The sequence below is a fragment of the Fibrobacter intestinalis genome, assembly GCF_900167415.1.
In the GTDB taxonomy this organism is placed as follows: Bacteria; Fibrobacterota; Fibrobacteria; order Fibrobacterales; family Fibrobacteraceae; genus Hallerella; species Hallerella intestinalis.
In genome coordinates this window covers 1-15814 of sequence record NZ_FUWU01000006.1, presented here as the reverse complement: position 1 = coordinate 15814, position 15814 = coordinate 1, and the positions used below count along the sequence as shown (strand labels likewise).

Below are 15814 nucleotides of genomic sequence, written 5' to 3'. Positions count from 1 at the left end.
AAGCGAAGAACGTCGGCTTTAGGGAAAACGGATTTTCCTTACCAGCGCGTACCAACCTGAAAAAAATAATGATAGTCGTCAAAATTTTTCAGCATCCGAAAATCCGAAAAAGAAACCAGTCTGCTCATGCCGAATCGAACATCTATAGACCGGTAAGAAATCCGAAGCAGCGGTTCCAAGAGCAAGCGATCCGCTTTCAAATCGATATAAGGATTTTCTTCAAAGTCCCGCACGTAGGCGGCAAAAATCCAGGCCCCGAAAATTCCGCGATGCAATCCCGCATTCATTCTGACTGCCGCATAATGATGAGAACTCGTCGAAGCGAAATTCCAAGAAGACGTCCACGGCGAAAGTTCCGGATGCAAGCGATACCAGTTGTCCACCGCAACGGCGACGTTTTCCGGTGATTCTTCCAGTTCTTTGGGATAAACATAGCCATGCCCCGATTCCCGCCGGATATTCATTCCTGCAGAAGCTCCGAAGCCCAACGCCAAAAACCGAAGCGGAGCAAATTCCATTTGCGCATCTAGAGTCGAAGAAACGTAAAGCGGCGCGTCTCCGAACCCAACCGCCGTCAAATTCACCGAGCGCCATCCGAAATTGCCCCGTAAACGATAACCGCTATGCCCAAACCATTCTTCAAAATCGCCCCGTTCACGCGTTAGCGAAACATCCGGCAAGAGCGAATGCACCTGTAATTTTTCGGCATCATCCAATGCCGTTCTGAACGACGACTCTCCCAGCAAAATGCGAACATCCAAATCGGCTACAGAATTTTGCAAGGAAAAAGCCAAGGTCAGATCATTGCTTTCAATCTCGTTGAGAAGGAGAATTTTTTCTTCATCCGAAAAATAACTTTTCAACGGTCGGATTTTAGAAACATTTCCAAAGATAGAAAAATCGGCCCGCCCTCCAAACAAGCCCCGAAGCTGAAAAGAAGGACGCACCGCATACGAATGCTCCCCGACAAAACCATCGATGCCGAACAAATATTCAAACTGGTCCACATAGCGGAAATCCATCCCGGCATAAGCAAGAGGCCCTAAAATATTCGAACCGAATCCCCCTAAGCGAAATTCAAGAATCGGAGTCGCTTGCGCCGATATCCGAGCAACCCCGACAGAATCCATTTCGACTTGCACCGAATCATAAAACGGAGACTCGGCAATGCGCTCTAGGAAATGGGAGGCCGCGGCCATTCCCGTATCGGTTGCATTCCACAAAGACGAAACATGGGAATAATAAGCCGACGGAATATTTTCAAATGATGGATCCATTTGAAATCGGGGAAGGATAGAATCCAGTGCGGCAGGGCGTTCCTTGCTCCAAGCCAAAAGCGGCGACAACTCCCCCATTTTCTTTTCGACATCCAAATAGCCGGTCTGCATCAAAGTCAGCGGCGAATCATCGGCAAAAGCGTGGGGGCGCAGCAATACCAACTTCCTTTTCGGGTTTTCCTTTTGCACTCGAATTTGTTCCAGTTCGTTTTCAAATGCGGCAATTGTCTGCGGAGAATCCGCATTCTTCCCTTTTCGCAACGGATAAGCGGCCACATAGACGGCAAAAAAAGAATCGGCAGGGACGAATGTAGGACAATTTTCAGCGGAAGTCACCGAAAAAGGAAGACTTTCCTGAACTCTAGCCGGTCGCAAACGTCCCTCTTTGCAGGCCAAGGCGGTAAACGGCACCACATTGGAATCCGTCCGGTTCAGTGTTTCATCTATTTTCAATCGAAACAACGTCCGCGCCACCGATGAAAAATCCGGATCTATCTTTTTGGGACGGAAATGTGCATACCCCAAAGAATCCCCAAAAAAAGAATAGCGAAATGCCAGCGAAGGTTCTCCCGACAAAGAAACGGGCAAAGAAGCCAAGGATTCCTCTTCGCTATTCTTGATCAGAATCCGGGAAACAAAAGAAGAGTCCGTTAAAATCCGTTGAATCGCATCAAGTTCATAGCCAGCGCTCCACAATGCACCGACATACGCCCCCCACGAAACGGCGACAACGCTATCTACCGGAAGTTTATAATCCCGAATGGCGTAAAGCACGCCTAAAGAATACCAAGGGGAATAAACTCCTCCGCCCAAATAAAGAACCACTTTAGGAGTCGATAGCGAATCCTTTTCCGATTGGGCAAATAGAATCGCCAGCGGAAAAAGCAGCAGGACGACAAAGAGGCGTTTCAACGGATCAATCCAAAAACAGCGAAGAATCCACCGCATGCAAGCGCGCTTCTTCTTTGGTGATTTTCTGCGATTGAACCAGCGATAAAAGAGAATCGTCCAAAGTCAGCGAACCCTCGGAAACCGCAGAACTCATCGCTTGCGGTATTTTATAATACTCCCCAGATTCAATTAAGGCGGCGATATTCACATCGTTATAGACGACTTCCCAAGCCGGCACAAAAGATTTTTTATCCGCCGAAAGCAAAAGCCTTTGAGAAACAATCGCTTTGAGATTTGCCGAAAGAAGAACCCGAGCCAATTCCCGATTTTCGGCATTTTCTTGAGCCAACAGATAAGTTAATGCGTCATCGGCAGAACCCGCTCCCAATACGCCGACAACCAAAGCGCCGGACTCTGCTGCGCGAAGCATCGGAATGCAGGATTCCCCGCAAGGCAAGTCGCCCAGCCAAAGCAAATCCGAGCCGGAACGCACGCATTGGGAAATTTCTTCCGAAAGCGGAACACGAGCGCGTCTTTGACGCACAAGGCTTTCTCCCGAATAAAGTTTGTATTCGGGAAGCGCGTCCAAAAAACTCGCCCGTAAAACGCGGCTGTTGCAAACTTCCGAAACGTAAGCGGAAGCCGTCGTCGTTTTTCCGCAACAGGAAGGTCCTGCAAAAAGTACCAGGCCGGATTCGCAGCCTACTAAACTTTGCACAGACGCCGGCGCATTTAAAGATTCCAAATTCGGAGATTCCGCCCCGATCGGGCGCAAAACCGCCATTTTTCCAAAAGCTTCCCGAGAATAGCGCACGCGCCATTCCACATTTTGCCAAGGGCCTCCACAAAAGACACCGCTTTCTCCTTCCAATGAACCCAGCATGCTTTCCAAATCCCCAAAAGCCATTTTGCCCATTTCGGGGACAGGAGAAAGGGAACCGGCAATGCGAACGGAAGGAACATAGCCATCCGCCAAAACAACATCCGAAGCACCAGATTGCAGCGCGTAGTTCAAACAGTTGTCCAAGATATTCACCATCATTATCCCTTCTTGGAAATTGCGGGTTGATAAGCGGCAAAACGCCGACGATTCACGGAGCGCATCCAAGCGTCTTCGCCGCGAATATAGCCGGATTCCACCAAATTCTGCAACGAATCGTCCAAAGAAACCGCTTGGTTTCCCGCCGAAGCGAGCGCCGACGGAAGCTTCGTCAAATCCTTGCGCCGAATCAAATCGGCAACGGACGGCGAGACCTGCAAAGCTTCTACAGCAAGGACCCACCCTTGATTGTCTATCACGGGAATCAAATGCTGGACAACGATTCCGCGAAGTTCTTTAGAAAGCGCATTCGCCAATTCAAAGCCCTTTTCCCCCGAAACAGAAAGCAATCGGGAAAGCAAAGCGTGGATGGAATTTCCCACCGAAACGACAAATACTAGAGCCCCCGAAGACGAAGCGTGCAAAAGAGCCCAGAGTTCTTCGATGGTTTCCAAGCGATCAAAAAGAATGACCTGCACTCCAGAATGAATCGCCTCTCTAATGGCAGAAACCCCTGAAGAAACATGAAGCCCGATTTCTTTTTGAATCGTAATGCCGTTTGTATTTGCAAGAACCCGTTCAATGGGCTTTTCGATGGATTCCATCAACACGGAACGGCTTTTTGCGATCGCCTCTCCAAAAGCGGAAAGAGTTGTTGAACGCCCACTTCCCGAAGGTCCCGCAATCAAAACCAAGCCCTGACGCAAATTCAAAAAATTTTTGCAAAATTCCGGCAAGTAAAGAGAGTCCAAAGGAACAGAATCCGCCGAGAAAACCCGAAAAGCCAAACTCGGCACGGTTTCATTCCATGCCACCGTCAAACGGTTGCGACCAGCTCCGGGAAGCACGACCAATTTGCTGAAATCCAACCCGACAACAGGTTCGTATCCATCGGAAAATCCTTTTTTGGCATCCAAAAGAAAAGCGGACAGTTGGGACGTTTCACACGCTTTGTCGCCCACATAGCCCAGCACGCCGCAAATGCGCATGGCAATCGGTGCCGCCGGAGAAAGATAGACATCGGTCGCCCCATATTTTCTTGCGAACGCTAAAATCTGAACAAGAGAGCAATTTTCATCCAGCTGTTCAGGAACCGATACATTTCCTTCCCCGTTTTCGATTTCAAAGCTTTTCGGAAGAGCGTCCTCCTGCTTTTCCGACGTCTCATTTTCCGCGGCTGATGCCATTAAAACCGGAGCGATACTGGTCGATTCCAAGCCTGCGACCTTTTCTATCTGCACATCCGCCGAAGCCGTTTGTCCATAAGGATTATTCCCCTCGATGGCCAAAGGTTTTTCTTCGGTCTGCGGCGCAGGCGATACGGATTTTCGGGCCGTTTCCGACGACACAGGCGCAGGCTTCGCATCCTCCTTGGCCTGCATCTTGGATTCCAGCTGCTGCACATACTGCAAAACAACCTGATACGTTTTCTGGTCAATCTTTCCGGCGGCGAGCAAAAGCTGTCCCAAATCGTGAGAGGCATCTACTTTATTCCAGTATTCCTGAATCTGCGATTCCGTCACCAATTTATTGGCAAACAGCACTTTTGCCATGATTTGATTTTTGGTCATCATACAAAGTCCCTCCGCCCAAACCACCAAACGGCAATCGCCAGAAATACGCCGATATAACCTAATGCGTAAAGACTATTCCAAAAAATGTAATTCGGCGGAAGCGCCACATTGTGAACAACATACGCCGCAATATCAAAGCGGTAAAGACCTGGAAAAACAGCATGAATCACACTGGCTACCTTTTCCATCAGCACGCCTTCGCTTCCCTGAATTTCGCCCATTCGCCGCACAAAGGAAACCTGTTCCATCAATTCGTTCGAAAGCCTTCCAGCGACATAAATGCCGATGGTAAACAGGGCAGAAAGGACCGGACTGGAAAAAGTGGAAAATAAAAGGGCCACGGCCACGACTATCGCCATTTCACAGAAAATCAAATAAACCGCCCACAAAAGCGACAGAGTCGGATGCGAATGCGTCAAAGCGAGGATAATGTAATAAACGACGGTGAGCAACGCCAGATGAATCGCAATCACAGCGAGAAGCCCTAAATACTTGCCTACAAGAAATACCCCACGACTGATGGGCTTGGAAAGCAGCGTCAAGACCGTGCGACCTTGAATTTCCTTTTGCACAAGACTTATCCCGACAAACACGGAAATCAAAAGCCCCGAAAGGGACATGATGCTGAGCGTCGTGGACTTGATGACGTAAGAGCGATCAAAAACAGACCATTCTCCTAAAATGATGCTGAAAAAAGCGAGCGCAATCGCCAAAAAGACAATATTATACAGCACTTTATTGCGCACCGATTCGCGAAAAGTATTTAGCGCAATAATTCCCACATTTCTAATGTTCTGCACGGGCAATCTCCTCGGTCAATACATCTTCCAAATTCGGGCGCTGGTGTTCAATCCGTTCCACAGCAAGTCCCGATTTTAAACAGAAATCCAAAAAACGGTCGCGAGCTTCTGCATTTTTGCAAATCCATTCCCGCGGAGTCGTTCCTTGCGGCAAAACGGCTTCCGGCAAATCCGAATCCGGAATGTCGGCGGCGACATGAACGTGATACTCTGCCGACGCATTTGACGTAATTTCGTCCACCGTTCCTTCCCGGACGATTTTGCCCCCGATAATCATGGCAACCCGATGGCTGATCGATTCCACATCCGAAAGCAAATGGCTGGAATAAAAAACTGTAACGCCCTCTTTGTTCAGAGAAAGGATCGCTTCCCGAACATCCCGGCGCCCCACAGGGTCAAGCCCGCTCATCGGTTCGTCAAGAACAAGGAGCTCCGGTTTAGAAAGAATCGCTTGCGCAATCCCTATCCGCTGCATCATTCCTTTAGAATATGTACGAAGCCGCCTGTCCACCCAGTCTTTATCCGCATTCAGCAGTGAAAGCGACCAGGCGATGCGCTCTTCCAAAAGTTTTCCTTCCAAACCGCAAAGCCGCCCGTAAAAGCGCATCAATTCGCGCCCCGTCAAATAGTCGTAAAAATAGGGCTGCTCCGGTGAATAGCCCAAATGCTTTCGACATTCCGCAGCGGACGGTTCATGCCCCGCTACCAGAATTTTCCCGGAATCCTTGCGAAGAAGCCCCGTCAATAATTTGATGGTCGTCGATTTGCCCGCTCCATTGGGTCCGATAAACCCATAGACAACACCTTTCGGAACGTGGAAAGATACGCCGTCAATCGCTTTTTTCGGACGCATCCAAAAACCAGAGCGATACGTTTTCTGCAAATTTTCTACTTGAATCATTTAAAATCCTCGTCGTCCTTTGCGATTTTCTTCAAAAGTTTGCGGTTGAAGAAATAATAGAGCACCGCTCCAACCAAATAAATCAAAAGTCCGGCGTAAAAGAAATAATTTAAAGACGAAACAGGAAAACCCGGAAAAAGGCGATTCAAAAGAGGATGTCCAAAAAAGTACATCAAAACAAAGACAACGCCAAATAAGCGGAGGATGTAGGTCACAATGATTTTCTTATCCATAAAGAATCTCCGAAAAAACTTTCCACTCAAAAATACTTTTTTCTTCAATCAAAAGTCATTTCTGCGATGAGAGACTGAAAAAACAACCCCCAAACGATTCCTTTTCGGGCTGTAAAATTCCATGGCCCATTTCAGGCTTTGGTGTGGATAGCCGCAGCAAATTCTTTCAACAGCACCGGATCCTTGACTTTTTCCCAAAGCGTTCCGGTCACGATGATTTGCGCACCGGCGGCAACCCGAATCGCCGCCGTTTCCGGCTCGCGAATGCCACCACCCGTAATGATTTTCATCTGCGTCGATTTGCGCGTGTAGGCGATGTGCTCGACAGGAACAGGGGTTTCCGCTCCCGAACCCGCTTCCAGATACACATAGCGCATTCCCATCAACTCTGCAGCAATAGAATGCACCATCGAAAGTTTCGGTTTGTCGGCAGGGACGGGGACCGTATTGCTGATGTACTCCACAGCGGTCCGTTTTCCACTATTGATAAGTTCATAGGCAGTCGGAATAGCTTCCAGACCAAAAGAACGGACCAGCACGCCGCCACGCACCTGTTCATCAATCAGATAATTTGGATTTCTTCCCGTGACCAAAGTCGTAAAAAGAATCGCGTCGAACCCAGGAACAACCTGAGAAGCGCCCCCCGGAAAAAGTATCACCGGCAAAGATACTTCCTTTTTCAAGGCGGCCACTTGAGCAGGCAAATTGATGTTTCCCATAAACGAGCCGCCAACGAGAAGAAGGTCGGCTCCATTCTCCAGTGCCAACTTTCCAGCTCGCAACAATGCTTGATCATCAGAGGTGTCCGGATCGAGCAGCACGGCAAAAAGTGCGCCGCGCCTTTCGATCTCCGCATTCAGTCTGGCTTCTGTTTTTCCGATTTGCATAAAGCAAATGTAGCTAGATTATTTCGACTTCTTGCGACGAACGCCCCATTTGTCACGCATTTCTTCTTGAATTTTCTTCTGCTTGTAGCGCACGACCAGTTTGAACTGAACCAGATACACACCCGAACCGACAAGGCGGCCAGTGTGATCTTTATAATTCCAGTTGACAAATACTTTTTTGTCGGTCGTCAAGCAATTCTGATCCGTTCCGAACGCGGCACTGTTGCAAGGGATGTTAAAGGTCGTATCCGTGACATACTGCCCCAGATTATCGAAGTAGCTCACGCTGAAATTCACAAACACATCGGCAGGGTCGATACTGTCTAGCAGAGCTTCGTCATAATTGCCGTCAGCATCCGTTTTAGCACCATCAATCAATTGCGGAACAAAGCGTTCGCCCAAAGAAATCAAGTGCCCCAACGTTCCTTCGTCGCGCAAATCCGAAGTCCGCGTCTGATTCGAAACGTAGGAAATCGAAACCGAGTTCAGCGTATTCGTCACATACTGTTCCGGATCGTAGAAGCCCATGTTTACAGATTCCACAATTTTGCCCAAGAGTCCTCCGATAACTACAGGAGAGGCGTTTTCAACGGATTCATTGCCATAAATATCCGCAATCCTGGAATCCTTTCCTGCGACAATCAACAGAGAATCGCCCGGAACGATGCCATCTGTCGATTCACGGAGAATCAACTGGACGCTCTTCCCATCCGAATTCCAAATCATCTGCACAGGATTCAGGTCTATCGTGTCTTTGCTGTGAATGTAGGCAAAGAAATCCTTACCCGACAGCGATGCGTAATCCACGCTCTCCGAGAAAGAAACCGTCAGCGTATCCCGCTTGGAATCCTCTCCATAATGGAGAGTCGCCGAAGAAATGACCGGAGCCATTTTATCGCTGACGACAATCGCTTCCGAAGAGACAAAAGAATTGCCGAAGATATTGTAATAGGTATAAAGAGTTGCTGCGGGCAAATCCGGGCTTACGCTTGTCAGATAAGGAGCCACTTTGACATTGCTCGTCACCGACCAGCCGACACTCTTTCCGTCCGCACTCAAAACCAGATTTTTCGGTTGGGCCTGCAAATTGATAAGAAGGCCGCGAGAGCTATACCATGGGAAGGAGAAGTAGAAATTTTCCATTTCTTCAGCGGTCACCGCCGAAGAGAAGCGGACAACAATGGAATCCAATTCACCGTTGCCATCGACATCATAATATTCAACGGTCTGTGCAGACGGATAACGATCCACGACCTTCACAGGAACCTGACGATCGTATTCCGACGAAGCGATGAAAGAAAGATTATTAAAGGATGCGCCCGGCGCCAGCGTGACATAATCCGTGGCACCATTCAATTTCAGCGAATCGCCAACGAGAATAATCGTATTCTTTGTCGGCAGATAAACATTCACTTCGTCCAAATTAAAGCCTTGCCCATTCAGCCAAGCGACCATTTCCGGATTTTTCAAATCAGCCGGGATAATATCGATATTGAACTCGATAAAGAGAGAATCTCTGCCGGATTTATTCCGGATGGCATAAGCTTGATGGATAACATGAGACCCCAGCTGCAACAAATTCGCCCGACGGAGATAATTTGCCCCTGTCGCATCGCTCGTATAAGTAATCAGGACTTCGGCATTATCGGGGAATTTTTCGGTTTCGAGTTTCAATCCATCCGCACTGGCAAAGATGCGATTTCCCGATACCGTGATTGCGCTGTTTACCACCAGAGTATCTCCGTTCACGAGAATGGCAAGTCCCGTTGCCGTCAAACCTTCGGGAATGGAATTTGCCAAAATAATTTCGAGAGAATCCAAGAACGCATCATCATCCGAATCCTGAATGTAGCCGATTTCCGCAGCCGGGATCGGATCGTAGAAATTGATGCCGTCAAAGATAATCAAATGTCCGTCTTTATCCGTAAAGTAAATGCTTCCCACCGAAACCGTCGTATCTGCCGTCACCCAAATGGAAATATCCTTATCCGAAACGCCGACAGAGATATTCGAATTGGGGGAACTCGGATGGGTGGGATCGACAAACAGAAGTCCATCCGTTCCCGACACATAAATGGAATCCGAATCGCCAAAATAGTCCTTGATTTTATTGGCGTCCAAAGTAATCTGGATGACATCGCCAACATTGACCGGCTCTTTTCCCGTAGCCGAAGAGGAGTCCGAACCATAACTGGGCAGCGGAATAGAGTGAGTCGTGCTATCCGTCACATAAGTTCCGCCGTTGATGACAATCGTGTTCGGATCCGAAGAAGATGCCGAAGAGGACGGAATCAAAATAGAACCGTTCGATACCAGAGAGTCGCCCTTGTCGCGCTTGTCATTTGTCGGATAAGCATCAGAGCCACCCTGATCTTCGGAACCATCGTCTTCAAAGCCCGAATAGGAAGAATCCGAAGCCCAAGGCGGAACCCAATCATCCCCATTTCCACCCGACACGCTGGAAGAACTAGAACCGCCTTGAGAACCCGAAGAAGACGGATCTCCTCCCTGGGATGTAGAAGAGCCTGAAGGATTTTCACCGCTACCGCCCTGAGAACTGGAGGATTTTCCTCCACCGCCATTCTGGGAACTCGAAGAATTATCGCCAATGCCTCCTTGAGAGCTGGAGGAACCATCCCCACTGCCGCCCTGAGAACTGGAAGAATTACCACCCGTACTGCCCTGAGAGCTGGAGGATTTTCCTCCGCCACCACCTTGAGAACTCGACGACTTTCCGCCGCTACCGCCCTGAGAGCTGGAAGAGAGCTTTGCGCCAGAACTGGAAGATTCATGATAGACCGTCGCCGAAGAACGGGACGCCGAAGACTGAAGAATTTCCCCTTCCGAGTTGGCCGGCTTGCGATCCGAGCCTGCACCCGCCATCGGAGCCACATCATCCAGATAATTATCAATCCATTGCACATGAATCAAAATATTATTGTCGATCAGTTTATTCGGATTTGACGTGTAATCCACAAAAATCAAATGTCCCGAATTGGACGCGACAAAAATATGCCCCTTATGGTCCGCCGTTCCCTGGTCCAAAAGCCAGCGATTCCAGCCGACAGCATTGGGAATTGCAGAACTGAAAAGATATTTGTTCAAATCGACATCCGCAGCCACTTCATTCGGTTTTGCCGGGTCAATTTGCACGATATGCGTGCCGCCGAACAAAAGAATCGTCTTGGAATACTCGTCAAAACTCGCCCCATGCGCACCATTCAATCCTTTGATTAAAGCCTGCGTTTTGAGTCCAGTAATCTGATTTGCCGGACAAGGTTTCGCATTGATATTGCAAAGGGTGTCCACTATTTTTCCAAATTGAGCATCCTTACCTTCGCCCATATTCGTGGAACGGGTGTAATAAGCCTGCTGAGAGTTGTCCCAGACAATCGTCGTAATATTACTCACATCGCCATAGACTTTCACCTGCCGAATTCTCTCCAGTTTTCCTGTGGAATCCGTCGCATAACTAATCAGATTTCCCGGAATACCCGCCGACCAAAGGACGGTATTGTCCGGATTCATCATCAAATGATATGTAGAAGACGAAGCATTCGAAGCGACCCTCTTCGTGATGCACTTGTCGGCAAGAGTATCCGCCGCATTCTTGTCGATTTTATAAATCTGGTTGTGATCCTGCCCGGCCACCACCAAATCGCCATCGGGATGGTGAATGATACCATCCGCACCAGGAGTGCGACAAAGCAGGCGACGGTTGTAAAGCTTGAGATAACCGTTTCCGTCGTAATAATAATCCACCGCCTTTGCGCTCAACTGCACACTATAACGCGTATAGTACACGGTTTCATAGGTACTCGCCGACGGATAAAGATCACCCACCTGCTGAATCCAGATGCCCGTCGCCGGGTTGTAGGGTTCGTTGATAGCCACATCGTCCGCAGCAACAGCGAAAGCGGTTCCCAAAAGAATCGCCGTCAAGGAAAGGAAGAGTTTTTCGATCTTTTTCATATCGGTATCCTCCGGTTAGTCCTCCAGCGTAAGACCATGCTTGCCGCCGTGAACTCCCCATTTAAAAATTTTATCGTAGGTGAACGAGTGCTTTTTCCCATACACTTTGACATAGAATTGCACGAGATAAGCACCGACTCCCGCTTTCCGCCCATCATGGGAAAGCAGATTCCAGCGCAAATAAAGGCGCTTGGCATTTTCAAAGCAATTCCCTTCAAAACCGGGATCATCGCAACGCACTTTACCGCTGCCCGAAGCCACAAACGTCCCCATATTCGTGTAAATGTCCATGGTCCAACGCAATCCGACCTTTTCCAAATCGAGAGATTCTCCCGTTGAATCGTCAAAAATCGTCGCAAAAGCCACATCCAGCATGACACCCAGCGATTTTCCCATTTCCTTTTCAGCCGAAGTTCCCGCAGGGAAAAAGCGTTCCGTAAAAATGGAACCATCGGCACTTAAAGCCGCCCTGTCCACTCCGACCAACGAAACGGTCTCCATCAGGACTCGAGGATCGCCGACAATATTCGTTGTCTTCGTATTCGCCGAGACCGCATTTCCGTTCAAATCCGAAACCTTCGCCTCCGGATTGATAAACAAGGAATCGTTCGGATTTGCCCGAGAAAGCAGACTGACTTCGGATCCCAAACGGAGAGAAACCTGCGTACAGGAATCATTCCAATCCGCCAAAGAGAAATCAAAGTAAACCGTATCGCCACCCACAACAAATCCGATAAAATTCGGATTCGTCATCGCCGAAACATTCACAGGTTCCGAAAAGCGCAAAGTCAATTTGTCCGGCGAATTCTTATTCTTGGATTCCGGCGAAAGGAACGTAGAAGTAATCACAGGAGCCATTCGATCGTTCATTTGCAAATACTGATACAGGGAAACCGTATCGCCATTCACATCGGAGATATTCTCCAAAGCCGCATAGCCATATTCATCTTCATTATCGATAGATGTCAAATTCGGCTGCACTTTTGCAATTTCTTCTTCTGTAAGTTTATACGAAACCACCTTACCGTCTTTGGAAAGAGTCAAATCCTTTGTTTCTGGCTGGATAATCAAGACGTTTCCCGCCGAATCCTTCCAGAAGAACTGCAAACGGAAATTCTCCAAATCCTCTTCGGAAATCGGATTTTCAAAACCGACAGAAACCGAATCCATTTTGCCGTCTGCATCCGTATCAAAGAAGCCGTTGTTTTCATTTGAAAAATACACGCGCCCGGAATTGGTGACTTTGGCAGGCAGATTAAATCCCGGCACATTCCCATCCGCAGCGACCAGCCCGACATCGCCCAGTCCACGCACAAGGGACAGCGAATCCCCAACGGCGACCATTCCGCTTTCCACGGTAAATGTCCAGCGGTTTCCGTCTTTTGCAACGGCCTTCACAAAAACCTTGTCCCCATTGGCAAGCTGTAAGGCGGCTCCTTTTTCAAAAGCCGTATCCAGGTCCTTATTAAAATCCACAACCAGCGTATCATCCGCACCGCCCGCTCCAGAAATCAGAGCGACCTTTTGAATGACAGGCCCGATTCTATCGACAATCGGAGAAGAAAGAGGAGCGCTTGACCCGCTGAGTTTAGACGTCACATAAACTTTCAAATCGCCTTTGCCGGAATCCTTGGAGAGCGAAGTCTTCACATTCATCAATTCCATGATGGTCGAGCTTGCATTCTGATTGTATTCGCCCGCAAATTGTTTCAAAGAGCCGCCATTCGGCCAGTTGTAGAAAATACTGTCCCAAGACACAGAATCCGTCTTGCCCGAAAAATAAGCGATAATGCTGTCGCCTATACCATCGCCGTCGGCATCATAAATAAAAGCACTGTCCAACTTGGGCAAATTCGGATTTTCAAACGTCAAATTTCCCGGAAAAGTCGAATGGACGAAAAAAGAACTGTCACTGGGATTGACAAGTCCGCTCGCCGTAAACTGCGCTCCCGAAACCGCAGAGGTGGAACGCACAGAAAAATGCCCGACACCCTTTTCCAAAATAACGCGATCCGTCGTGTCCCCCGCCGGCGTCGTGAACACCAGATTTTCTGCCCCACGGACAGGCTCCAAATAAAACGCATACTTATTGATAGTCGTATCTGTTAGCCCGGAATCCGGACCGACCGGAATAACCGCCCGCACATCCACGGATAAACTGGAATCCACCGGCAAGGATATCAGGGTTTCCGGCGAAACAACCACCCGCTCGCTCTCTTCATTTTGGTAAGAAAATTCCAAATTGGCGACATAAAAGGTGTAATAGCGGAAAATTGTCGGTTTGCCGTTTGCTTCGACCGCCATTCCAAGCGGCAAATTTTCGGCGGGATAATGGGAGGATGCCTTGGTATAAAAAAAGCCTTTCGTCGAATCGGCCACCACTTTTGCCGTCGGGTGAGACAGGGTTTCGGAATTATCGCAAGTCGTTTTTCCCGTCGCATAATCCTTGCTGCAAGGATTTAAAATCAGCGTATCATTCGGCGCATAGGTGTAAAAAAACGCCCCTTTAATCGCGCTATCCGGAATGGATTCAAAGCCTTCCGCCGTTTTCCAAAGATATGAAATCGGAGAGGTGTAAATGGAATAATATTTGCACTTTCCATTTTCAGGACATACGGGCGCAGCTTGCAAAACCATCGTCGCCAGAAGGACGATGCCAAAAGCCAAAGATGGCGCAGATGCAAGAATCGAGCGTATCATGATTCAATCTTCACAAAATAATGGTGATCTGTGACACTTTCTTGACTAAAAATACATCCATAAATGTAAAAAATCCGAAGGCAAGCCAAAATAAAGATTTTACTATGCTCCAAGTGGGAATATCCCCGATTGAATACCGAAATTTTCAAAAATTGATAAAATTCGCCCAAATCTTTAAGGAATCAGATCTTCGACAACGGAATCCATCCAAAGCCAGCCATCTCCGCAAAGGGAAATTTTCGTTCCGCTTTTTTGCAAGTATCCCTTGCGAGCCCACTTTTCTATTTTTTGGCATGAAATTTGCATATCTTCTTCGGAATCAAGCACTTGCAAGTCCAAGCCTTCCCGGGTTCTTAAAGAAAGCCAAATTTTTTCACAAAGCCGTTCCTTTTTCCCAAGCCTATCGATTTCCATTTTCGATTCGAGACAACCGGCAAGTACCCATTTTTTCCATTCGAGATAGCGAGAGGGAGCCGCCAGCCTTTGATTGCCTCGAAAACTGTGAGCGCCGGGACCAAGCCCCAGATATTCCCCGCGTCGCCAATAATTGCGGTTGTGCAGGCTTTCCTCGCCCCGTTTCGCAAAATTGGAAACCTCATAACGTTCCAGCCCGTAATCCTGCAAAATCTGAACTCCCGAACGATACATTTGGGCGTAAAGATCCTCGTCCAAAGAAATTTTTCCCTGTTCAAAACGCATTCCCAGCACAGTCCGCGGATTCAAAGTCAGACCGTAAAAGCTGACGTGCCCGATTCCCGTTTCCGCCAGTTCCCGAACATCCCGTTCAAAGCCCGCCAGCGTTTGCCCCGGCAGCCAGAACATCAAATCCGCCGAACTTCGAATCTTTTTTCCCGATAAATCCGGCAACCGAAGAATTCTCCGCAAGGCATCACGCGCCTGTTCCGCCGTTCCTCGTCTCCCGATGGCTTTCAAAAGCTCATTGTCAAAAGTCTGCACACCAAGACTGATGCGGTTCACCCCCAAAGATATCGCCGCCTGCAAGTTTTCATCCGTCGCCGAATCCGGATTGCATTCCCAATCGACTTCTTGCAAATGCCGAAAATCCACCCCCAGAGATTCCAAGCCAAGCACAAGCCGTTCAAACTCCCTAGGCGGTAAAACGGACGGCGTCCCGCCACCAAAATAAGCGGTTTCCAGATGCCGAATAAAATGCGGATTTTCCCCAAAACGGCGTTCCGCTTCCCGCAAAAGCAAATCGACATATTCGCCAAAAAGCCTCGCCGAACCCGCAATAGTAGCAAAGTCGCAATACCCGCAGATTTTCGTGCAAAAAGGAATATGGATGTAGAGCCCGTTCATCAAATCGGAATATAGCTTTCATTTTTTCTCTTTTACACCTTGACAGTCTTATTTTTTTTATCTATAATTGCGGTGTCCTCGCGGGAATAGCTCAGTTGGTAGAGCACGACCTTGCCAAGGTCGGGGTCGAGGGTCCGAGTCCCTTTTCCCGCTCTAAAGAGCACCGATTTATTCGGTGCTCTTTTGCATTCAGAAAGGGACGAGGACCCGAGAAGAGGGG

10 protein-coding genes and 1 tRNA gene are annotated in these 15814 nt (G+C 48.5%); 1 reads left to right on the top strand and 10 read right to left on the bottom strand.

Annotated features, from left to right (window positions below; translation table 11 throughout):
• Positions 1 to 38: 38 nt before the first annotated feature.
• The 10 genes from B5D40_RS02730 to hemW all read right to left on the bottom strand — a co-directional run bounded on the left by B5D40_RS02730 (position 39) and on the right by hemW (position 15594).
• Positions 39 to 2225 (bottom strand): patatin-like phospholipase family protein, encoded by a 2187-nt coding sequence (locus tag B5D40_RS02730; protein ID WP_143394345.1) that lies wholly within the window; start codon positions 2223 to 2225, stop codon positions 39 to 41.
• The gene (locus B5D40_RS02725; protein WP_078775677.1) at positions 2194 to 3210 is read right to left on the bottom strand and encodes an ATPase, T2SS/T4P/T4SS family; all 1017 of its coding nucleotides are present in this window, start codon (positions 3208 to 3210) and stop codon (positions 2194 to 2196) included. Before B5D40_RS02725 ends, B5D40_RS02730 begins: the two co-directional genes overlap by 32 nt.
• Entirely contained in the window at positions 3210 to 4781 is a 1572-nt protein-coding gene (locus B5D40_RS02720; RefSeq protein WP_095849474.1) for an ATPase, T2SS/T4P/T4SS family, read from the bottom strand. Before B5D40_RS02720 ends, B5D40_RS02725 begins: the two co-directional genes overlap by 1 nt.
• Positions 4778 to 5581 (bottom strand): ABC transporter permease, encoded by an 804-nt coding sequence (locus tag B5D40_RS02715; protein ID WP_073302551.1) that lies wholly within the window; start codon positions 5579 to 5581, stop codon positions 4778 to 4780. Before B5D40_RS02715 ends, B5D40_RS02720 begins: the two co-directional genes overlap by 4 nt.
• Entirely contained in the window at positions 5568 to 6482 is a 915-nt protein-coding gene (locus tag B5D40_RS02710) for an ABC transporter ATP-binding protein (protein WP_078775675.1), read from the bottom strand. The genes B5D40_RS02715 and B5D40_RS02710 overlap by 14 nt, the downstream gene beginning before the upstream one ends.
• Positions 6479 to 6715, bottom strand: coding sequence for a hypothetical protein (locus B5D40_RS02705; RefSeq protein WP_078775674.1), 237 nt, complete (start codon positions 6713 to 6715; stop codon positions 6479 to 6481). The genes B5D40_RS02710 and B5D40_RS02705 overlap by 4 nt, the downstream gene beginning before the upstream one ends.
• Before the next feature lie 131 nt (positions 6716 to 6846).
• Positions 6847 to 7602 carry a phosphoglycerol geranylgeranyltransferase gene (locus tag B5D40_RS02700; RefSeq protein ID WP_078775673.1) on the bottom strand — a complete coding sequence of 252 codons (756 nt, stop codon included), beginning with the start codon at positions 7600 to 7602 and terminating at the stop codon, positions 6847 to 6849.
• Between the two features lie 18 nt (positions 7603 to 7620).
• Entirely contained in the window at positions 7621 to 11574 is a 3954-nt protein-coding gene (locus B5D40_RS02695) for a hypothetical protein (protein ID WP_078775672.1), read from the bottom strand.
• Between the two features lie 15 nt (positions 11575 to 11589).
• Complete coding sequence (locus B5D40_RS02690) at positions 11590 to 14274, bottom strand: hypothetical protein (RefSeq protein WP_078775671.1); 2685 nt, start codon at positions 14272 to 14274, stop codon at positions 11590 to 11592.
• Between the two features lie 174 nt (positions 14275 to 14448).
• Entirely contained in the window at positions 14449 to 15594 is a 1146-nt protein-coding gene (hemW, locus tag B5D40_RS02685) for a radical SAM family heme chaperone HemW (RefSeq protein WP_078775670.1), read from the bottom strand.
• Positions 15595 to 15674: 80 nt separating this feature from the next.
• Between hemW and B5D40_RS02680 the strand changes: the two genes are divergently transcribed.
• A tRNA-Gly gene (locus B5D40_RS02680) sits at positions 15675 to 15747 on the top strand.
• Positions 15748 to 15814 lie beyond the last annotated feature (67 nt).

Bases quoted from the DNA above. Each gene is read 5' to 3' on its own strand.
- B5D40_RS02720 (WP_095849474.1), bottom strand. From the start codon at position 4,781: ATGATGACCAAAAATCAAATCATGGCAAAAGTGCTGTTTGCCAATAAA.
- hemW (WP_078775670.1), bottom strand. From the start codon at position 15,594: ATGAACGGGCTCTACATCCATATTCCTTTTTGCACGAAAATCTGCGGG.
- B5D40_RS02725 (WP_078775677.1), bottom strand. From the start codon at position 3,210: ATGATGGTGAATATCTTGGACAACTGTTTGAACTACGCGCTGCAATCT.
- B5D40_RS02730 (WP_143394345.1), bottom strand. From the start codon at position 2,225: ATGCGGTGGATTCTTCGCTGTTTTTGGATTGATCCGTTGAAACGCCTC.
- B5D40_RS02705 (WP_078775674.1), bottom strand. From the start codon at position 6,715: ATGGATAAGAAAATCATTGTGACCTACATCCTCCGCTTATTTGGCGTT.
- B5D40_RS02695 (WP_078775672.1), bottom strand. From the start codon at position 11,574: ATGAAAAAGATCGAAAAACTCTTCCTTTCCTTGACGGCGATTCTTTTG.
- B5D40_RS02700 (WP_078775673.1), bottom strand. From the start codon at position 7,602: ATGCAAATCGGAAAAACAGAAGCCAGACTGAATGCGGAGATCGAAAGG.
- B5D40_RS02690 (WP_078775671.1), bottom strand. From the start codon at position 14,274: ATGATACGCTCGATTCTTGCATCTGCGCCATCTTTGGCTTTTGGCATC.
- B5D40_RS02710 (WP_078775675.1), bottom strand. From the start codon at position 6,482: ATGATTCAAGTAGAAAATTTGCAGAAAACGTATCGCTCTGGTTTTTGG.